The 19,597-nt window shown below is 66.5% G+C and carries 22 protein-coding genes and 2 tRNA genes; 6 read left to right on the top strand and 18 right to left on the bottom strand.

Translation table 11 applies throughout. From position 1 onward, the window contains the following. Window positions 1-99 precede the first annotated feature (99 nt). Window positions 100-2,265 (top strand): hypothetical protein, encoded by a 2,166-nt coding sequence (locus tag ACP97_RS20435; RefSeq protein WP_049997861.1) that lies wholly within the window; start codon window positions 100-102, stop codon window positions 2,263-2,265. A 4-nt stretch (window positions 2,266-2,269) separates the two neighbouring features. Continuing rightward, window positions 2,270-4,039, top strand: coding sequence for a hypothetical protein (locus ACP97_RS11015; protein WP_154019998.1), 1,770 nt, complete (start codon window positions 2,270-2,272; stop codon window positions 4,037-4,039). 155 nt (window positions 4,040-4,194) lie between these two features. On the opposite strand, the gene ACP97_RS11020 is transcribed toward ACP97_RS11015, so the two are convergent. Both ACP97_RS11020 and ACP97_RS11025 read right to left on the bottom strand, forming a co-directional pair. Next, window positions 4,195-4,452, bottom strand: a complete 258-nt coding sequence (locus ACP97_RS11020) for a hypothetical protein (protein ID WP_049997863.1) — start codon at window positions 4,450-4,452, stop codon at window positions 4,195-4,197. Window positions 4,453-4,488: 36 nt separating this feature from the next. Then, on the bottom strand, window positions 4,489-4,695 hold the full coding sequence (locus tag ACP97_RS11025) for a hypothetical protein (protein WP_049997864.1): 207 nt from the start codon (window positions 4,693-4,695) through the stop codon (window positions 4,489-4,491). A 231-nt stretch (window positions 4,696-4,926) separates the two neighbouring features. Between ACP97_RS11025 and ACP97_RS11030 the strand changes: the two genes are divergently transcribed. Then, complete coding sequence (locus tag ACP97_RS11030; RefSeq protein ID WP_154019999.1) at window positions 4,927-5,235, top strand: hypothetical protein; 309 nt, start codon at window positions 4,927-4,929, stop codon at window positions 5,233-5,235. A 455-nt stretch (window positions 5,236-5,690) separates the two neighbouring features. Here the strand turns inward: ACP97_RS11030 and ACP97_RS11035 are convergent. Both ACP97_RS11035 and ACP97_RS11040 read right to left on the bottom strand, forming a co-directional pair. Next, window positions 5,691-5,764: transfer RNA gene (locus tag ACP97_RS11035), tRNA-Ile, on the bottom strand. 49 nt (window positions 5,765-5,813) lie between these two features. After that, entirely contained in the window at window positions 5,814-6,314 is a 501-nt protein-coding gene (locus tag ACP97_RS11040; RefSeq protein WP_049997866.1) for an FxsA family protein, read from the bottom strand. A gap of 119 nt (window positions 6,315-6,433) precedes the next feature. Here ACP97_RS11040 and ACP97_RS11045 point away from each other — a divergent pair, with 119 nt between their 5' ends. Continuing rightward, the gene (locus ACP97_RS11045) at window positions 6,434-7,240 is read left to right on the top strand and encodes a TrmB family transcriptional regulator (protein WP_049997867.1); all 807 of its coding nucleotides are present in this window, start codon (window positions 6,434-6,436) and stop codon (window positions 7,238-7,240) included. Here ACP97_RS11045 and mptA read toward each other — a convergent pair. The 3 genes from mptA to ACP97_RS11060 all read right to left on the bottom strand — a co-directional run bounded on the left by mptA (window position 7,237) and on the right by ACP97_RS11060 (window position 9,532). Continuing rightward, window positions 7,237-8,181 carry a GTP cyclohydrolase MptA gene (gene mptA / locus ACP97_RS11050; RefSeq protein ID WP_049997868.1) on the bottom strand — a complete coding sequence of 315 codons (945 nt, stop codon included), beginning with the start codon at window positions 8,179-8,181 and terminating at the stop codon, window positions 7,237-7,239. The two genes, ACP97_RS11045 and mptA, sit on opposite strands and share 4 nt — an antisense overlap. A 60-nt stretch (window positions 8,182-8,241) precedes the next feature. Continuing rightward, a complete protein-coding gene (locus tag ACP97_RS11055) occupies window positions 8,242-9,066 on the bottom strand; it encodes an NAD(+)/NADH kinase (RefSeq protein ID WP_049997869.1) in 825 nt (274 codons plus the stop codon). A 391-nt stretch (window positions 9,067-9,457) separates the two neighbouring features. Further along, window positions 9,458-9,532 (bottom strand) — tRNA-Arg (locus ACP97_RS11060). Window positions 9,533-9,616: 84 nt separating this feature from the next. Between ACP97_RS11060 and ACP97_RS11065 the strand changes: the two genes are divergently transcribed. Further along, complete coding sequence (locus ACP97_RS11065; RefSeq protein ID WP_049997870.1) at window positions 9,617-10,168, top strand: AAA family ATPase; 552 nt, start codon at window positions 9,617-9,619, stop codon at window positions 10,166-10,168. Continuing rightward, window positions 10,165-10,578: an RNA-binding domain-containing protein gene (locus ACP97_RS11070; RefSeq protein WP_049997871.1), complete on the top strand. Its 414-nt coding sequence runs from the start codon at window positions 10,165-10,167 to the stop codon at window positions 10,576-10,578. Before ACP97_RS11065 ends, ACP97_RS11070 begins: the two co-directional genes overlap by 4 nt. Here the strand turns inward: ACP97_RS11070 and ACP97_RS11075 are convergent. The 11 genes from ACP97_RS11075 to ACP97_RS11125 all read right to left on the bottom strand — a co-directional run bounded on the left by ACP97_RS11075 (window position 10,562) and on the right by ACP97_RS11125 (window position 19,535). Beyond that, window positions 10,562-11,638 carry a molybdopterin-dependent oxidoreductase gene (locus ACP97_RS11075; RefSeq protein ID WP_049997872.1) on the bottom strand — a complete coding sequence of 359 codons (1,077 nt, stop codon included), beginning with the start codon at window positions 11,636-11,638 and terminating at the stop codon, window positions 10,562-10,564. The genes ACP97_RS11070 and ACP97_RS11075 overlap by 17 nt on opposite strands. Window positions 11,639-11,675: 37 nt before the next feature. Further along, window positions 11,676-12,647, bottom strand: coding sequence for a lamin tail domain-containing protein (locus tag ACP97_RS11080; RefSeq protein WP_049997873.1), 972 nt, complete (start codon window positions 12,645-12,647; stop codon window positions 11,676-11,678). 47 nt (window positions 12,648-12,694) lie between these two features. Next, window positions 12,695-13,252: a magnesium transporter gene (locus tag ACP97_RS11085; RefSeq protein ID WP_049997874.1), complete on the bottom strand. Its 558-nt coding sequence runs from the start codon at window positions 13,250-13,252 to the stop codon at window positions 12,695-12,697. Then, window positions 13,253-13,840, bottom strand: a complete 588-nt coding sequence (locus tag ACP97_RS11090) for a magnesium transporter (protein ID WP_049997875.1) — start codon at window positions 13,838-13,840, stop codon at window positions 13,253-13,255. Window positions 13,841-13,885: 45 nt separating this feature from the next. Continuing rightward, window positions 13,886-15,292, bottom strand: a complete 1,407-nt coding sequence (locus ACP97_RS11095) for a signal recognition particle protein Srp54 (RefSeq protein ID WP_049997876.1) — start codon at window positions 15,290-15,292, stop codon at window positions 13,886-13,888. Window positions 15,293-15,575: 283 nt separating this feature from the next. After that, entirely contained in the window at window positions 15,576-16,964 is a 1,389-nt protein-coding gene (gene ftsY, locus ACP97_RS11100; RefSeq protein ID WP_049997877.1) for a signal recognition particle-docking protein FtsY, read from the bottom strand. A gap of 3 nt (window positions 16,965-16,967) precedes the next feature. After that, window positions 16,968-17,444 carry a prefoldin subunit alpha gene (pfdA, locus tag ACP97_RS11105; protein ID WP_049997878.1) on the bottom strand — a complete coding sequence of 159 codons (477 nt, stop codon included), beginning with the start codon at window positions 17,442-17,444 and terminating at the stop codon, window positions 16,968-16,970. 133 nt (window positions 17,445-17,577) lie between these two features. After that, window positions 17,578-18,249: a translation initiation factor IF-6 gene (locus tag ACP97_RS11110; RefSeq protein ID WP_049997879.1), complete on the bottom strand. Its 672-nt coding sequence runs from the start codon at window positions 18,247-18,249 to the stop codon at window positions 17,578-17,580. Between the two features lies 1 nt (window position 18,250). Beyond that, complete coding sequence (locus ACP97_RS11115; RefSeq protein ID WP_049997880.1) at window positions 18,251-18,529, bottom strand: 50S ribosomal protein L31e; 279 nt, start codon at window positions 18,527-18,529, stop codon at window positions 18,251-18,253. After that, window positions 18,526-18,678, bottom strand: coding sequence for a 50S ribosomal protein L39e (locus tag ACP97_RS11120; protein WP_049997881.1), 153 nt, complete (start codon window positions 18,676-18,678; stop codon window positions 18,526-18,528). Before ACP97_RS11120 ends, ACP97_RS11115 begins: the two co-directional genes overlap by 4 nt. 56 nt (window positions 18,679-18,734) lie before the next feature. Continuing rightward, complete coding sequence (locus tag ACP97_RS11125; protein ID WP_049997882.1) at window positions 18,735-19,535, bottom strand: ZIP family metal transporter; 801 nt, start codon at window positions 19,533-19,535, stop codon at window positions 18,735-18,737. Between the last annotated feature and the right edge of the window lie 62 nt (window positions 19,536-19,597).

Here is a 19,597-nt window from a genome sequence, read left to right on the forward strand (position 1 = left end):
AGGTACGACGGCGGATCGAAAGCGGGTGTGCGAGAATAGTTCTCGTCGGTTCTGCAAGCAACAAATATAACCCACACAGCCTTGAGTCATGGATAAGACATGACTGATATCAATCGGAATCGGCGACGATTCCTGCAACTCACCGGCGCGACGGCCCTCGCAGCCGGCGTCGGAGCGGCGGTCTCGGGGTCCGCCGGCGCGCAGGCGTCGGCGTGGACCATCGCCGACTCGCCGACGGACAAGACGCTCCATGACGTGGTGCAGTCAAGCGAAGGGCCGTACGCCGTCGGTAGCGGCGGGAAAGTGCTCGCGCGCCGGGCCGACGGCTGGGAGGTCGTCGTCCAGAAGGGACCCACGGTCGAATCGAACACGCTGCGGGGAGCCGGCGTCACCGACGACGGGAAGACCGTGTGGTTCGCCGGCGGGTCGGGCGTCGTCGCCCAGTACGACGTGGTCGAAGAGCAGCTCACCGACTACTCCGCGCCGATGGGGAAGACGAGCACGTGGGAGGACGTCGCCGTCACAGGAAAAGCGGGAGCCGAGACCGTCCACCTCGTCAACGGCTCCGGCGAGGTCTTGAACGGAACCAAGACCGATTCAGGGGGAATGGACTGGGGCGAGGTGCAGAAACCGCCGGCAGGAGAGAGCGCCGACGGGTCGAGCATGAAGGGCATCGACTTCGCCAGCGCCTCGGTCGGGCACGTCTCGAACACGAGCACGAAGGTCTACGAGACGACTGATTCGGGAGGGAGCTATCGGGAGATCGGCATCGACGGCGGCAGCGTCGGGCTGTACGGCGTGGCGAGCGTGAGCGAATCGGACGTCAACGTGGTCGGCGGCAGCGGCACCATATATCGCTACGACGGATCGACGTGGACGCCGATGGAGGCCGGGCAGAGCACCATCTACGGCATCGACCGCGACGGGAGTGCGGGACTGGCCGTTGGATCGGGCGGGCGCGTCTACGACCGGGCCAGCCCCGGCACGTGGACCAAGGCCGAGACGCCAACGAGCAAGAAGCTCCGGGGAGCGGCGCTCGACACCGCCGGAGGCTACCCGGACGTCGCCGTCGGCTCCGGTGGAACCATCATCGAACGCGGCGAGTACACCGCCGACCCACCAGCCGAGAAAGAGCCACGGCCCGACCCGGCCGAGTGGACCGAGGCGAGTTCGTCGACGGGCAAGACGCTCAATGATACCGTCCAATCGAGTCAGGGACCGTACGCCGTCGGCGGTGGCGGGCGCGTCCTCGCGCGGGGTTCGACGGGCTGGACGACCGTCGTCGAGAAGGGGCCCACGGGCCAGGGCAACACCCTCACCGGCGCGGCCGTGACCGACGACGGCAAGCACGTCTGGTTCGCCGGCGGCAGCGGCGTCATCGGCGAGTACGACGTCAAGAGCGGGACGAAAACCGACTACTCGAAGCCCGAAGGGGAGACGAGCACGTGGGAGGACATCGCGGTGGTCGGCAGCGCCGGCAGCGAGACGGTCTTCTTGATCAACGGCTCCGGCGAGTTCTTCTCCGGAACCAAGACTGCATCGGGCGGGATGAACTGGGGCGACATCATCAAACCCGGCGGCGGCTCCAGCGCGAAGGGCATCGACTTCATCGACCGGAGTACGGGCTACGTCTGCGATACGAACGCGAAGGTCTACGAGACGACCGACGGTGGGGATAGCTGGGCAGAGATCGGTATCCAGGGTGGAAGCGTCGGGCTGTACGACGTCGCTGCCGTGAGTCCCGAGGAGATCGACGTCGCGGCCGGCGACGGCTCCATCTTCCACTATAATGGAGCGGTCTGGACGAAACTCTACGCCGGCGGGAACGCGCTCAACGCCATCACCCGCGAGGGAGAGAAGGGCCTCGCGGCCGGCGGGGGTGGCACGGTCTTCGAGCGCACCGGAACGGGCTGGCAGCCCGACGAAACGCCCGTGAGCAACACCCTGCAGGGCGTCACGTTCGACACCACGGGATCGTACCCGGACGTCGCCGTCGGTTCCAGTGGAACCATCATCGAACGCGGCGAGTACACCGCCGCGCCCGAGCCGATCGGTGACTTCGAGAATCCTCCACAGGACCTCGATGGCGACGGGAAATACGAGGACGTCGACGGCGACGGCGAACTGACGAAGGCCGACGCGGAGGCGCTGTTCGACAATCTCGATGACCCAGCGGTGACGAACAACGCCGCAGCGTTCGATTTCAACGGCAACGGTCGCATCGACTACGACGACATCGTGACGCTCGACAACATGGCCGAGTGAATCGATGGGCGACGACAGCAGATACCAAATGAGCGAAGACAGACGGTTCGGCGGCTGGAATCGAGCGGCAACAGTAGTGATGATTGGTCTCGTCGTGGCGTCGCTGGCGGTCGCGGGCGTGGCCGTCAGCGGTCCCTTGGTCGGCCAGAGCGTGGCACAGACACAGGAACCGGCGACCATCGCCGCCGGGAGTACGAGCACGTCGCCGGGGGCGAGCGCGAGCGTCGACCTGACGCTCTCGACCGCCCCGGAGGGGGTGTCGGGCTACGACCTCGTGGTGCGGCTGGCCGACCCAAGCGTGGGAACCATCACGAGCGCGTCGGTCGCCAGCGAGTTCGGTCTCGACAGGGTATCGGTCAGCGACGACGGTACGACGGTGATGCTCGCGGGTGTCGACAACGACGAGAACGTCCAGCCGGGCGCGACGGACGTCCAACTGGGAACCGTCGAGCTGACCGGTGAGAGCGCGGGAACGACGCAAGTCGTTGTCGAGGAGGTCAACCTCGATGACGACGACGGCAATGCCGCCAACCCCGGGACTACACCCGGAACGCTGACGGTCGCCGGTGCGGGAACCGACACGCCGACCGGGACGGCCACGGCAACCGAGACGCGTACCGCGACCGAAACGGCCACGCCAACGGCGACCGATACACCGACCAGCACAGAAACGACCGCGACGACCGATACAGCCACCACGAGTACGACAACCGAAACGGCGACCGCGACGGAGACGGCGACCGAAACGACCACGCCGACCGACACCGAGCAGCCGACCGGCACCGAGACCGCGGGTCCAACGGCGACGCCGACCGATACGACGACGCCGACAAGCACGGCGGAGTCGACGACTGCCGAAACGGAGACCGCAACTGAAACCGAGACCCCAACGGGGACCGATACGAGCGCACGGACGGCCACGACGGAGCCGACCGACACGGCCGGTGAGACGACCGCAGCGGAGACCGAGGCGAAAACGGACGAGAGCGGAACGGAGACGACCAGCGAGGGCGGCAGCGGCGGCGCGGAAACGAGCGACGGTGCAGCGGATGACGATGCAACGGATGGATCGCTCGACGAACGCGCGGTCGCCGAATCGCTGGCCGGAAGCAGTCTCTCGGACGGGCAGGTCGAGGGAGTGAGCGCAGCGCTCTCGGCGAGCGGTCTCACCGACGACCGGACGACGGCCATCACCGACGCGCTCGCCGGCGACGGACTGAGCGACGAGCAACGCGGCGCAATCGCCGATACCATCGCGGACGGCGATCTCTCGGATCAACAGTTCGTGGCGCTGAGCGAGGCGCTCGCAGACGGCAGCCTCACGACCGCCGAACGCGACGCGCTCGGCTTCCTCGGCAGCGACGGGGCGACCTACTACCAGATCGACCTCGTGCGCGGCGAGCCGATCGAGCAGTTGCGCGGGCCGAACGGTACCTACACGAACGACCAGTTGGTCCGGTTCGCCCACGGCAGCAGCGAGGAGCCGATCACGCGGCGCTCCGTGGGCGAGTTCACCACCGACGCGGCGCTCGCCGAGCGCATCGAGAGTCGGAACATCACCGTCGAAAACGGCACGGCGAGCACGACGTTCACCGTCGCCGAGGGCGAGTCGGTGACGCTCTCGCTGGTGAGCTACACGAAACCCGGCCCGGTGTGGTCGCCCGCGACCGAGCACCTCCAGGAGTACGTCGACGGCGAAACCCGAACGTTCGAATCGGGCACGCACACGCTCCGCGTCGATCTGCCGCAGAACGCGACCGACGAAGAGAGATAGCTAGCCACACGATTCGAGACGGATAGCAGACTGCGAAACGGTTCACCGGTTGTTTTTCGGTCGCAGTCGAAAAAAGTAGGGGAGAGACGACGGTTCCCGAGCGGTGCGTACACGATCCGGTAGCATCGCTTTCGCGTGGACGGTGGTCGAGACGGTCAGCGGTCGGCGGTCGTGAACAGCAGCGGTGCGACCAGCAGGAGACCGAGCCCGAGATAGAGGTAGTGGCCGGGACCGTCAATGCTCGGGACGACCGCGAACAGCAGGCCGAACGTCATCGTCTGGAGAGCGAGCACCTTTCCGGACCGCTGGGTGAGCGCGGCGAGCGTCGCCAGCACGAACACGACCAACAGCACCTGCCCGAAGTTGTACTGGAGCAGGAATTTGTCGAGCACCTGCAGCGGTAGCGTGAACATCCTCGTCAGGGGATGGGTCGGTCGCCGATTTCAAGGTTACGACCCGTCGCTGCGCGCGCCGAGGTCGATGGGTCGGATCCAACGATACCAGACGAACAGCGCCATCGCCAGATAGCCGACGCCCCAGACGAGCATTCCGATGGTGTCGAAGCCGAGCGACGAGAGCGCGTAGTCGGCCATACCGGGAACGACGACACCGGTGGCGACCACGAGACCGAACAGCAGGCGCTCGTCGATGGTCACGGGCGACCCACCCGACGGCTGCGACGTCGTGAACGGTTCATGCCTACGGAAGGGTCTCGAAGCGCCTCAATTTCTCGGTTCGAGGCCGCCGGGCGAACGGTTCGGTTTCGGTCGGTTCGCGCCGAAACGGTGGGAAACGGCGGGCAACGGTGCTCGTGATTCAAGGCCCAGTCGTGTCTCGGTCCACCCGTGACGGCGGGGATGCCCGCACCGCCCGCCGACAGCCCCACCATGACAGCCACCGACTTGACGCCCGACCGCACCGCCCCCGCCGTCGGGGACGTTCTCTACGAGACCCGCAGTCACGAGCGCTACGCCGTCGTCGTCGCCACCGACCCGGTCGGCGTGACCCTCCGCCGGAACGGGAGCGAGCAGTTCGTCCCGCACGCGATGTTCGGGCGGTGGAACGACAGCTCGCTGCGAGTGGAGCCGGCGCTGGCCGAACATCACGGAACCGAGACGACGGCCCGTCGAAACGAGCGGCTGGACCACGGACGGGAGTTCGCGCCCGCCGCAGCGGTCCGCTGTCGTCACTCCTGACGGCGTCGCGGTCCGACCCGCCCGCATCACTCGATAATCCACACAAAGCTTATGCTCTCAGAGCGCCAACTACTGGTTGGAGCGCGGCGCGCTCCCCGGACAGCGGGGTTCCGTTGCGTGGCATCACCTGTAACTTTCCCCTGCTGTCTTTTTCGACGAATCAGCGACGAGCGACACGACAGTCGACACGAAAACAGTTGTAGACGAATCGGTCAACGGGATGTAAACCACGCGAAGACGGCCCGACTCTCTACGTTCTCGATGCGCACCAAAAATGGGCCGACGCGGATTTGAACCAGAGCAAGACGGTCGCGTTCGCTTCGCTCACGCGCTGCGACTTGCAGGGCTCAAATCCGGTTGCGTTCACGTTTCGCTCCTCACGTCCGTTTTCCATGACTTCGCTTCGCTCCTCACGACGTTTCACTCGCTTTGTTCGTGAAACCGTCGCAGAAACGTGGGCCAACGCGGATTTGAACCGCGGACCTCCCGGTTATCAGCCGAGCGCTCAACCTAACTGAGCTATTGGCCCGACACTCGCCGTTGCTCCCATCCGCTTGTAAGCGTTTCTTTTCGAGCTCTCACTCCCGGCTCGGGTCGCCGTCCGGGTCGTGGACCTCGTAGCTCTCGGCATCGACGTCGTAGGTGTCCTCCTCGTCGGGGAAGCCGCCACCGTAGGCGACGCCGCTGGCGATCCCGCCCATCTTCCGGTCGAGGTACGGGATCACGAGCCATCGCTTGATCGCCTTACGGACGGGCCAGCGCGTCACCGGCACGACCAGCACCAACCCGACGAGGTCGGTCACCAGCCCCGGCGTGAGCAAGAACGCGCCCGCGGCGATGAGCAACCCGCCGTCGAGCAGTTCGTCGCCCGGCAGCGAGCCACGCTGGATCTGGCTCTGGATCTTCTGAGCCGTGTGGCGGCCCTCGGCGCGGACGAGTAACATTCCGATGAGCGCCGTGAGCACGACCAGCGCCACCGCCCCGACCCAACCGAGCGGCGTCTGCGTCGCCACCGCGACGAGCACCACCATGTCGAACAGCGGGATCAAAAGGAGCAATCCGAGTATCCGGAGCAGCATGGCTCACCTACTGGTCGCGCACGCAAAACCCTTTCCTGACGGGCGTGATCGAATCGTTCCGTGGCCTCACGTGATGAACTCCCGATGAGTTTATTGTGGTGGGATGGGACAGGGAGACAATGGCGGACCTCAGCGACCTCGGTCTCTCCGAGTACGAGGCACGCGTCTATCGGGCGCTGCTCGACACCGGTCCAACGACCGCAAAGGAGCTGTCCCGCGCCAGCGGCGTGCCGATGGGTCGCATCTACGACGTGCTCGCGAGCATCGAGACCCACAGCCTGATACGGTCACAGGACGCCTCCCGGCCCAAGAAGTATGTCGCGGTCGAGCCGGAGACGGCCCTCTCGCGGCTGCTCGAGGATCGCCGGCGCGAACTCGACGCCAGAGCCGACCAGTACGAACAAGTCGTCGAGGAACTCGTGAGCGAACTCGACGCCACCCAGCGGACCGACGAGCGGTTCTGGACGGCTGCGGTCGGGCCCGCCGAGACCATCGACCTGCTTGAAGAGCGCATCGCGGCCGCCGACGACAGCGTGGTAATGGTCGCGGCGGCGCTGTCGGCACAGTTCGACACGGACGCGGTCGGCAACCGCGTCGCCGAGCGGCTGAACGCGGCCATCGAGCGCGGCGTCGACGTCTCACTGCTGATGCGCCCCGAACTCGTCGCGGCACTGCCCGAAACGGTCGGCGAGCGCTACGTGAACGCGCTCTCGCCACACGAACGGTTCAGCACGCGCACGAGCGAGACTGTCGAGCGCACGTTCACGATGATCGACGGTGTCGAGACTTGTATCGAGGTGCCACACCCGCTCGACAGCACGCAGTTGTTCGCGATGATCGACATCAAAGACCGGTCGTTCGCCGCCGACATCACCCGCGAGTTCGAACCGCGCTGGGAGCAGGCCGAACCGCTCGAACTGGGCTAGTCGTCGGCCGGAACCGTATCGTCGAGTTCGGAGCGGAGTTGGCCGACGGTCGCAACGCGCTCGGCGTGGGCGTTGTGCTGGTGGATCGATTCGTCGTTCGACTGTTTCATCGTCACCACCGCCTCGTCCGCGAGGTCGGGGAACTCGCCCACGACGCCCTCGGCCATGTCGCGCACGCAGTCCTCGACGAACTTCGCGTTTTCGTGGGCGGCCTCGGTCATGTGGTCCTCGTCGGGGCGCTTGGCGAGGTTGTAAATACGGGCGCTCATCGAATCGCGTGCCACGTCGAGGAGGTCGTGAAAGTCGACTTCGGGCGCGCCGTCGCTCCGTATCCGGAGGGTCGCGTGCCCGCGCTGGGAGTGGCCGGCCTGTGGCACCTCCTCCAAGAACTGCTCGGTGGTCTCGTCGTCGACGCCCAACTCCGAAAGAGTATCGCGGGCGCGCGAGGCCGACATGCCCTGCGAGCACGGACAGACCGTCATGCCCGTGACTCTGGTACCGATCTCCTCGGTCGTTCCTTCCTCGGTCGCGCAGGCGCTGGCGATGATGGTCGCCGTTCCTTGGGTCTCCTTGTCGCTCGCGGGCGTCCGTTCGCGCGTGACGTACTCGGCTTCCATCTCGACCGTCGCCTCGGTCGTGTACTCGTGTTTGTCGAGCAGGCGCTCGGCGGCGTCGCCACAGACGTCCTCCACGCGATAGGCCGGTTCGGCGACGGCCGCCTCTAGGGTCTCGTCGATGACCTCCATGTTCCGGCTCATGTCCGCGCCCTTGCGCCACGAGGGTAGGTCGACGAACACCTCGAAGGTCGCCATCAGGACGATGGGGCGCTTTTCCTCCCGACCGAGTTTGACGAGTTTCTCGACGTCGGTGACGCCGACGTGGTTGAGTCCCACAGTGACATCGGGCTTGGCGGCCTGTACGTCCGGCAGCTGCTGGCTCATTCGGCTGTTCGTTGGTGCTCCTCCCCGTTACACCTTGCGAAAGTCTCCCAGTAACGCGCGTCAGTCGAGTTTGTCGAGCGCGCTGAAGAACTCCAGCGGCGGGCCAGCAATACGGGTCGGTTCGTCGGCGGCACTCACCGTGACCGTCGCGGGTGCGTCGAGCGGGGCGCGGGTGCGGCCGTCGGCGACGACCACCGTGTCGCCGTCGGCGGCAGAGATGACGATCTCGCTGTCGCGGGCGACGACCAGCGGTGGCATTGGATCGGTCGCAGCCATGTCCGTGACGACGAGCGCCGGCACGTCGGGATGGACCAGCGGGCCGCCCTCGCTCAAGTTGTAGGCCGTGCTTCCGGTTTGTGTGGCGACGAGCACGCCGTCGGCATGGCTATCGAGATACTCGCTGCCGTCGATCTCGACGGTGAACGCCGCGCCGCGACCGGGACCGGGACCGCGCTGCCCCATCACGACGATTTCGTTGAGCGCGAGCGGCAGCGAGACGTCCTCGCCAGCGACGCGCAGTCGGGGTACGGTCCGGGTCCGTGGCTCGCCCGCGCGCTCGATGTGGTCGAGTTCGCGCGTGAGTTCGGCGAGCGCGTCGGCCGGCGAGGTCGCGTTGAGGAAGCCGACCTCACCGAGGTTGACCCCCATGATCGGCGTCGTGCCGACCTCGCGGGCGGTGAACAAGAAGGTGCCGTCGCCGCCGATGGAGAGCACGAGCGTGCAGTCGCCCATCTCTGCGACGGGGTAGCCATCGACCGCGAGCACGTCGGCGGTCGCCTCGTCGAGCCACACCTCGGCATCCGACTCGCGGAGGTGTTCGCGGACCTCGGCGGCGAGCGTGGCCGCCCGCTCGTTGCCTCGCCGGGCGACGATACCGACCCTCATCGCCCCTCTTTCACCCCCCGCGAGCAAAAAGCGCGTGGTCCGTCCGCGCCGTGGGCGGTGGCCGCCGGGCGGTAGTGGGAGCAGTGGGGTGCCTGGCGGATGAAGGGCGAGGGGCGTGGCACGAGCAGTGGGCGGCGCTCGCTACGCTTGCGCCGCCAAGCGAACGGGGAGCGGAGCGACCCGTGAGCGGAGTGAGTGCCGCGACCGAAGGGAGTGCGCCGAGGGCTTCAGCGGTGCTGTGCGGTCGGCGGTTGCGGAGGCAGTGCGGGAGCGTCAGCATCCGCGCGAGTGGAGCGAGCGCGGAGCGCGAGTGAGCGGGACGTTTTTAGCGTAGCTTTTTGCGAGGAGTGGTTCGCGCGAAGCGCGAACCCGAAGAAGTAAAAAGGTACCACGGGCACGGTGGGATTCGAACCCACGGCCGTCGGATTAGAAGTCCGACGCTCTATCCGGGCTGAGCTACGTGCCCTCTGGGGTGTCTGAGAGCGAGTGGTTCAAAAGCAATTGGGTCCGGTGCGGAGCGTTTAACAGCGATTCCATCCTTCATCCTGCAATGAGCGTCATCGGTATCGTCGGCTTGCCCGGCAGCGGCAAGAGCGAGGCCGCCGCCGTCGCCCGCGAGATGGGAATTCCGGTCGTGACGATGGGCGACGTCATCAGGGAGGCTTGCCGCGAGCGTGGTCTCGACCCCGCCGAACACCACGGCCGCGTGGCGCAGGCGCTCCGCGAGGAGAGTGGCCAAGGAGCCATCGCCGAGCGGTCGCTACCGGTCATCGAGCGCGAACTCGACAGCTCTTCGACGGTGCTCGTCGACGGCATCCGTTCGGGCGTCGAGGTCGAGCGCTTCGAGGAGCGCTTCGGCGAAGGGTTCTCGCTCGTCGCCATCGAAGCCCCCTTCGAGACCCGCGCCGAGCGCGTCGACGCGCGGGGTCGGGACGCCGCGAGCGCCGACGGCGGCGAGAGTCTCCAAGCCCGCGACGAGCGCGAGCTGGGCTTCGGGATGGATGTGGCCATCGAGCACGCCGACAGACGGATCGCAAACACCGACTCGCTCGAAGCGTTTCAGGACCGTATCCGAACGCTGCTCGCGGAGGAAGGGAGATGATGTACCGTATCGACGTCGAGGTCGTCGCACCGGTCAACGACACCGAGGTCACCGAGCGGGTCGTGACCGCCGTCGAGAACCTCGTTCCGGGTGCGGATATCGAGCGCGCGCCCGGCGAGGTGCGCGCCGAAACCCACAGTCTCGACCACTTCTCCGAACTGCTCCACGAGCAGGAGATCCTCGACAGCGCCCGCGGCGAGTTCTTCGACGGTCGTCGGGGCGACACGGTGAGCGTCGCGCTGAAGAAACAGGCCGCCTTCGAGGGTGTCGTCAACTTCGCGGTCGGCGAGCCGGACGAACTCGGGGACATCCACCTTCGAGTACGGGTCCACGAGCCGAGCGTCGAGGAGTACGTCAATCACGTCGCGCCGCCGACCGAGGACGGACGGCCCATCAGCGACCGTCAGTAGCCCGCTCGTCGAAACCGCTCACGAAGATCGCCAGCCACTCGCTCGTGTCACGGTGCTGGCTGACCTCGATTCCCTCGACCCACTTCACCCACTGGAAGCCGCGCCGGCCGGGCGCGACCAGTCTGAGCGGGAAGCCGTGCCCATGTGAAAGGCGTTCGCCATCGGTGTGGGTCGCCAGCAGTGCGTCGCGAGCTTCCTCGATGGGGAGACTCCAGCGATAGCCCGTCACCGAGCGGAAGGAGACCCACTGGGCATCAGCGGAGGGTTCGACCGCGTCGAGGAGGTCGCCGACCCGCAGGCCGCGCCAGTCGTGGGTCGAGTACCAGCCACTGGTGCAGTCGAGCGTCGTCCGGTGCTCGCCATCGGGTTCGAGGTCCGCCGCGGTGAGCGCCAGTTCGCATTTGACCGCGCCGCCGACCCGAAGTTCCCAGTCATCGGGGTCGATGGGGTCCGGGTCGTCGGCGACCCAACTCGTCACCGGGAAGGCGTTGCCCGCGCCCGTGCCCTGCTCTTCGGAGCCGGTGAATCGCTGGTTGGTGGCGAGGCCGAACAGTCGATTGGCCCCGCGCTGGACGCGCCACGCGAGCGCGCCGAAGCCGACGACCGCGAGCGACGCGATGGCCGTGCGCCGGCCCTCGAAATCACTCGTGGAGGGGAGGCGAACGCGGCCACGGAGATGGACGAGGAGCACGGGAACCACGAGCACGCCGAGGGCCATGTGGACGAACAGGAGCAGCCACGGGCCGAGCATCGGCGTCGCGCCCGACGTCCAGACGAGACCGGTAGCGAGCGCCGCGAGCGCGAGGATCGTCAGCAGGATGGACAACGGCGTTTCGCGGGTCCACGCCGCCCGGTTGGTCACCCGCGGGCGTACGCGCCGGAGTTTCCAGACGAGGAGGAGAACGAGCGCCAGCCCACCCATCCCGTGGAGGACGAACACGACCGCGTCGCCGGGCCGCCCCGAGACGAGGCTCAGCAGGCCGGTGGCGACCGCGAAACTCACAGTGACGAGTATCGACAAGTCGACCAGCCGTGGCGGGAGTTCGAGACGCGATACCACACCGCTCTTAGGACATCCAGCCGGTTGAGTGCTGCGCTCAGCCGTACGAGCGCCGCGCGACGACCGCTCCGGTGGCATCCTCGACGATGACGGTGTCGCCGTCGTTGTTCCAGACCGCGCTCGTCAGCCCCCAGTAGCGGTCGGTTTTCGTGTCGGTTCCGCGGCCCGTGTGCAGCGTGAGGCGCTCGCCGGGTGCGAGGGCGCTCCCGTCCGGAAACGAGTAGGTGTGGCCTGCCTCGTCGCGGACCGTCCAGTCCGAGAGGGCGAGCACGTTCGTTCCACGGTTCTCGAACGTCACCGTCTCCTCGTCGAGGTTCGCGTTGTCGTTGCCCGGCGCGTCGGCAGCGATTGTGGCGACCGCGAGTGGTCCGCCGTCGGAACCGGTCGTCGCAGTTCGTTGCGAGTCGCCCGCACACTCCCAGAGACCGGTATGTGTTCGCTGGGCGCGTGCTTCGGCTCGATAGAACCGTTCCTGATCCCGAAACTGGCTGTCGTAGACCCGTGCGTACCCCTCCTTCACGAGTCGGAAGTTGAGGTTCGAGCCGTCGTGGACGACGAACGCCAGCAGGCGGTCGTAGCGGCCACGGCCATCGCCCGCGAGTCGCACCGTCTCGCCGCCGACCGTTCGGCTCACGAACGCGCTCGCTGCATCGCCCGCCTCGCCGAGGCAGGTCTCGCCGACGTCCGTATCCGGAACGCCCTCGTACTCGCTCGGGTTCTCGGCGACGTGGACTTCGGGCGTGTCGACGCCGAGCAGTCGAACCGTATCGGTCGAGCCGTTTCGATACTTGATTTCGAGCGTGTCGCCGTCGACGACGCGCGTGACGGTCACTCGAACACCCGAACGCGCCGGGGTCGGCGCGGAGAGTCCCGCATCGGCGGTAACAGGAGAGTCGTTGATCGGAGTGTTTTCGACCGACTCGCCGACCGTTGCGGTGGTTGCCGGGTCGGCGGCCGTGCAGCCGGCGAGCACGAGGCAACCGACGAGCAGCCACGCGAGTCGGGCCATACACCCACGAGCACGCCCGTCGTTCTAAATCCCGACGGTTCGAGCGCTCAGACCACGACCCGCACGACGGCGAAGAGCACGAGCACACCCAATACATCCGAGACGTTCGTCACGACGGGAATCACCACGTCGTCGGGATCGAGACCGAAGCGGTAGGCGGCGTAGGTCGCGATCACGGTAACGAGCACGGCGAGCACGGCGAGAATCGCGCCGCTGGTGGTCGCAACCAGCAGGACGGTCGCCAGCGCGAGTCGTGTCCCGCCGAGCAGCGCCGACAGCGCCCACGCGCCGGCCCCCACCACCGGAAAGACGGTCAGCGAGAGGGCAACGGTGGCGACGGCGTTGCCGGCGAGCATGTCGTCGGACGGGGAGAAATCGAGCCGTCCCAGATGAAAGGCCGTCGAGAGCCGTGCGGCGAGCACGCTGCCGAGGTTGCCCGCCGTGCCGATGGTCACCGGCACGAGCACGAGCAGCGACGGGTATCGAAAGAGCGTCGTCTGGAACGAACCGAGAACGAGACCGCTGCCGAGTTCGACCAGCGTGAGCGCGAGCAGCACGGGGAGCGTGGCCCGAGTTATCGCTCGAACGGTCCACTCGGTCGGCACTCACCCACCCCCGCCGAAGCCGAGTCCGAGCACGATGCGGACGGCCACCAGCAGATAGACGAGTCCGAAAACGTCGCCCGTCGTCGTCACGAGCGGGCCGACGAGCGTATCGGGGTCGTAACCGCGGCGATAGCCCGCAAACACCGCGACGACGACGACCGTCACAAGCGTGACGCCCGAAAACAACCCCGCGAGCACCGAGATGGCGACGAGCGTGACCGCCGGCGCGGGCGCGGCCGACGACACCCAGAGGACGAAATACGCCGCCAATGCAGCGAACGCACTGGCGAGCAGCCCGTTTGCGATTGCGGCCGTAACCGCCGCGCGCAGGCGACTGTCGCCACCGCGGACCCGCGGTTCGATGAGTCCCTGATGGAGTGCGGTGGCGATGCGTGCGCCGAGCGAGCTATAGACGTTCCCGCGGGTGGCGAGCAGTGCGGGTACGAGCACCAGCAGTCCCGACACCGCCCGGAGTTCGCTCCGCATCCCGCCGAGGACCACCCCAGCGAGAAGCCCGGCGACGAGGCTCGCAGACAGCGCCGGCAGCGCCTCGCGGTAGGCCTCGCGTGCGACCTCGGCGACGGTCATTGCCGACCGAACCACCGCCAGCGATAAAAGTCCGTCCGGTTGGCGTTATCCGAACGGGCCGCCACCGCCGCCCATTCCACCCATGCCGCCCATCCCGCCACCGCCGCCGTCGCCTTGCTCCATGCGCTTCATCATCCGCTGCATGTCCGCGTCGCCCATCCCCTGGAACTGCTTGAGGGTGCGCTCCATCATCCGATGCTGTTCTAAGAGTTCCTGGACGCGCTCTTCGGGCTGGCCGGAGCCGCGCGCGACGCGGCGAACCTGATTGGCCCCCACCGAGCGGGGATTTTCGAGTTCCTTCTCGGTCATCGAGTCCATGATGACGTCGAAGCTTCGCATTCGGTCCTGCGTGACGTCCATCGCGTCGTCGGGTAGTTGGTCCTTGAGACCGCCACCCAGTCCGGGAATCATGTCGAGCACTTGGTCGAGCGGCCCCATCTTGTTCATCGCGTTCATCTGGTGGCGCATGTCGTTGAGGGTGAACTGCCCGGACATGATGTCCTCGGGGTCCCAGTCGTCTTCCTCGTCGCCGGTTTCCATCGCGCGCTCGACCCGTTCGGCGAGTTGTTTGAGATCGCCCATCCCCAACAGTCGGGAGATGAAGCCGTTCGGCTCGAAGCGCTCGACGTCCTGGACCGTCTCGCCGGTCCCCAGAAAGGCGATCGACGAGTCGGTTTCGTTCACGGCAGTCAGCGCACCGCCACCCTTGGCCGTCCCGTCGAGTTTCGTTATCACGACGCCGTCGACGCCGATGGCCTCCTCGAAGCGCTTGGCCTGGTCTTTGGCCCCTTGCCCGATGGCCGCGTCCATCACGAGCAGGCTCCGGTCGGGGTCTACAGTATCGTCGATAGCTTCAATCTCGTCGATGAGGCCCTCTTCGAGCGCGTGGCGACCGGCCGTATCGACGATGTGAACGTCGGCCTCCTCGGTGGCGGCGAATCCCTCGCGGGCGATCTCGACCGGGTCCTCGCTGTCGGGATCGCCGTAGAAGGTGACTTCGGCGCGCTCGGCCATCTCCTTGGACTGGTCGTACGCACCCGGACGGAACGTGTCGGTCTGGATGATGGCCGGCCGGAGGCCCTTCTTCGAGAACCACCACGCCATCTTCGCCGCCGTGGTCGTCTTCCCGGATCCCTGTAGCCCCGCCAGCAGGATGGTCTGGGACTCCAAGGGCAGGTCGGTCGAATCGCCCACCAACTCGACCATCTCCTCGTAGACGATGCGGAGGACGAAATCGCGCGCCGTCGTGCCGCCCGGGGGTTCCTCTTCGAGCGCGCGCCGCTCGATGCTGTCCGAGAGGTCCATCACGAGTGAGATTTCGACGTCGGCCTGGATCAGCGAGCGCTGGATCTCCCGGACTACCTCCTCGACGTCCTCCTCGTCGAGGCGCGTCTTGCCCTGCAATCGGTCGAGCGTTCCGCGGAGGGAACTCCCGAGGTCGTCGAGTACCATTTGCCGACGCTATGCCGTGTAGCTGGTAAAGGCTTGTCCGTCCCACTTTTTTTGCGTCGGGTCGGTTCGCTCCGCTTACCGATCACTCCTTGAAAAACCTGGACTAAAAAGGTCCGCTCGCTCGCCGACGGTTCGCTCGCGGTTCGATAGCTAACCCCTCAGCTACCGTGCCGCGACGGTCACACCCTCCCAACCGATTCGCTCGTTCGTTTCACTCGCCCCGTCATCCCTCGCACGAGTCGCACCTACTGCTCCCGTGCGCCGCACAACTCGAAAAGATTTCCTACTCCTCGTCCGCACCGAGCAACCGGTCGACGAGCGCGTCGGGGTCGAACCGCTCGATATCGTCGTAGCCCTGTCCAGTGCCCAAAAACAGAATGGGTTTGCCGGTGACGTGGGCGATGGAGATAGCCGCCCCACCTTGGGAATCGGCGTCGGCCTTGGCCAAAATCGCGCCGTCGATGGTCGCGGCGTCGTCGAACTCACGGGCGCGATTGGTCGCGTCCTGGCCGGCGACCGCCTCGTCGACGAACAGCGTCATGTCGGGGTCGACAACTCGGTCGATCTTCTCCAACTGGGCCATCAGATCGTTCGAGGTGTGGAGTCGCCCCGCCGTGTCGCCGAGCACCACGTCGATGTCGTGAGCCTCGGCGTACTCGACGGCGTCGTAGAGCACGGCCGCGGGGTCCGAGCCCTGCTCGTGGGCGATGTATTCCTTGTCCAGATTTTCGGCGTGCTCGCCCAACTGCTGGTTCGCACCGGCCCGATAGGTGTCGCCGTTTGCGAGCACCGTCGAAAGCCCGCGCTCCTCGAAGTAGCGCGCGAGCTTGGCGATGGTCGTGGTCTTGCCGACGCCGTTCACCCCGGTGAAGACGATGGTCACGGGCTTTTCGGCCTCCGCCACGCGCTCTTCGAAATCGAACTGTCCCACCGAGATGACCTCCCGGAGCGCCTCGGCGAGCGCTTCCTCGACGACCAGACCCGTGCCCTTGACCTGCGCACGCGTCGCACCGGTGAGTTCCTCGCGCAGGCGGTCGAGGATTGCTTCAGTTACACTCATCTCGACGTCGCTTTCGAGCAGCGCCATCTCCAACTCGAACAGCGGCCCTTCCAGTTCGGCGGCCTCAATGAGCGATTGGCCGGTGGCGAACAGCTTCGCCCGCGTCCCGAACCCGAGTTTTTCGCCGTCCTCCTCGCCGCCGTCCTCGGTCTCCTCCGCCGGCGATGGCCGCCGCAATCGCGTGCGGGTGGCTTCCTCGTCCTTGGAATCCGCTTCCGCGTCGCCTGCCGCGCGTTCGTCCGACTCGTCCGCAACGGTCTCCTCTCCAGCCGGTTCGGCCGCTTCCGGTTCGACCGCAGTCTCGGTCTCCGTCGTTTCGGTGTCGGACATATCGGATGCTACCGGCGCAGCGTCGGCTTCCGCATCCGATTCGGCCGTCGAAGGGGAGTCGTCGGTCGCCGCGTCGGGGTCGGTCAATGCAGGGCCGGAGTCCGCGTCGGGTTCGGTCGCTGTCGGGACTGTTTCCTCGGGTTCAGTGGAGGGATCAGCCTCGACCGCCGGTTCGGGTTCGTCCGCTGGCTCGTTCTCTTCGACCTCGGCGGTCGCCTCGTCGATCTCCTCCTCGGCGTCGCGCCGGAAGTCGCTGAGCCGGTCTTTGAGTCCGTCGAACATCGCCTACTCGTCGTCCGATTCCGGCTCCTGTCCCAGTCCGCCCATCTGGCCCTGAAGCTGCTGCATCTGCTGCTGTTGGAGCTGCTGGGCCTGCTGTTCGAGCTGGTCGCGCTCGCTTTCGATCTCGGTGATCTCCTCGCGGACTTCCTCGACGCGGTCGTCGAGCGCGTCGTGCTTGCGTTCGAGGGTCTCGATTGCGCCCGCCTCGTCGCGCTCGGCCGCGTAGCCACCGCCGAGGCTGACAACTGTTTCGTCGACATTCTGAACCTCGGCGCGGACGTAGGCATCACCGCCCAGCGGTACTTGGACTGTGGAGCCGCTTTCGAGGTTTTCGAGCGCCTCGGTCGCCTCGTCGATTTCGCGCTGCTCGTCGCGGAATCCCTCGATTTCACCCTCCATCGCTTCCTTCTGTTGTTCGAGGACTTCGAGTTCCTGTGAGAGCTGTTCGAGCTGGCCGCCACCGCCGCCACCCATGCTCATCGACCTGCCCCCGTGATGCACTCTCGACCATGCGTCTCGCTGTCGGTGACGAACGTATCCATATCCCCGCTGGGTGAGCGCGCCGGAAGTATGTTGTCCTCTGCCGGCGCGGCGGGAGCCGAACGGTCCGGGTCTATGACCCGTCGATGTAGCCGAGCGCGTCCTCGATGCGGCCGAGTTCCGGTCCGGTACACTCCTCACCGGCGATGTATCCGTGTGTGTTTGCGAGCAGTCCCGACCCGACGAGCGGCGCGCCGTAGTTCACGGTCCCGATGTCCGCCGGCACGCCCAGTAGTTCTTCCAGAAAGTCGAGTTCCTCGTCGGTCGCCTGCGGGTGACAGAGCACGCCACGGTCGGTGGCGACCGCTGCGGTCCCAACAGTTCGAACGCCGGCGAGCGCGCCCCGCTCGACCGGTACGTCGAGGTGTTCGCCGACCGTCTCAACGGCCTCGTCGGGAAGGTCCGGGTGGACGTACGCACCCTCGTCGTTTGCGAGGACGACGTTGCCGGCGGCGTTGATGCGACCGGGCAGCGTTTCTATGGGTACGTCGACGACGTCGGCGATGCGCTCGCGCTCGACGTCCGTGACGCGGTCGCTCGTGAGCAGCCCATTGGAGTTGCCGGCGACGAGCGCACCCACAGTTCCGGAACCGGCGATGGTCGTCTGGACGGCGGGAACGTCGAGTTCGTCGGTGAGGTCGTCGAGGAACCCGTCGTCGATGTCGGGTCTGACGAGCAAGCAGTGGTCGGTCGCACGGGCGAAGACGCCGACGTACGAGGAACCGGAAAAGGCCGCGCGGAGCACGTTATTCGGCGTACTCGGCTTCGACGACGCGCTCGCCCTCCTCCTCGAAGCGGGCCGCGCGTACGCGAAGCTTGCTCGGCGGGTTCGAGCGGCCGCGCGCCCAGACCGCCTCGTTGATCGAGGGGTCGAGGCGGACAGTCTCGGGATCGGCCTTGAAGTGCTGGGCGAGATGATCCCGGATGATCGTCATCGCTCTGTCGGCACCCTCGTGGTTCGCGCCCGCCTTCACCTTGCGGAGCGGGACCGTGACGACGCGCTCCTCGAAGTCGTCGGCGCTCATTCGTCCGTGTCCGACCGCCGCCAGTTGCGCCGTTTCGGGTTGCGCATCGTGTCGCGGTCGGTCTTCATGATGACCCACGCCGGCACGCGGGAGTTCTGGCGTTCGAGTTTCCCGAGGCGTTTCTTCTTCGCCTTCGTGTTCTTGCTCATGATGGATTCCTTTCCGCCGCGGCGCTTAAATCCTTGTCCTTCTCGTTCACGGGCGTTCAGACGAACCCCAGAGGAACCATCAGCGCCACGCCGACGGCGATGCCGGCGAGGAGTTCGCGCCGACCGTCGTTCGGCAAGCCCGCGCCGATCTCCCGGGCTTCGGGGATGAACTCCGTGAGCACCAGATAGATCATCGCGCCGGCGGCAAAGCCGAACCCGACGGCCATGAACTCGCGGGCGATGCGGACGAAGTAGAAGGCGACGACCGCACCCACCGGTTGGGGCAGGCTCGAAAACACCGCCCACCACACCATGCGAAGCTTCGAGACGCCCATCGACTGGAGCGGGATCGCGATGGCCACTCCCTCCGGGACGTTGTGAATCGAGATGGCGAGCGTCATGAACACCGCGAGCAGTGGGATCGAAAACCCCAGAATTTGCAGCCCGCCAGCGAGGTCGAGTTCGGCGAACGAGACCCCGACCGCGACGCCCTCCGGGAAACTGTGGACCGTGAGCACGCCGAGGATGAGCAGTAGCTTCCGATAGTCGGCCTCCTCGTACTTTCGTGGGTTGACTTCGGCCCCCGAGATGATGCGATGGCTCACGACGACCAATACCACTCCGGCGAGAAGCCCGACCACGAGATCACGAGGAGTGCCCTCGGCGAGTCCCTCCGTGACCAGCCCGAACAGCGAGGCCGAGAGCATGATGCCCGAGGCGAGCCCCCAGAGGATAACACTCGTACGGTCGCTCACGTCGTCGACGAGGAAGAACGGTAGCGCCCCGATACCCGTTGCGAGCGCCGTCACGAGACCCGCGAGGAAGACCAACACGAGGCTCGCCAGTAGCTCCGCCATACCTCGTGTAGCGTCGCCGGCTATTTATCAATTTCCAATAATTTTTAGGCTCGCCTCAATCT

This window comes from Halococcus sediminicola, from assembly GCF_000755245.1.
GTDB classification, from domain to species: domain Archaea; phylum Halobacteriota; class Halobacteria; order Halobacteriales; family Halococcaceae; genus Halococcus; species Halococcus sediminicola.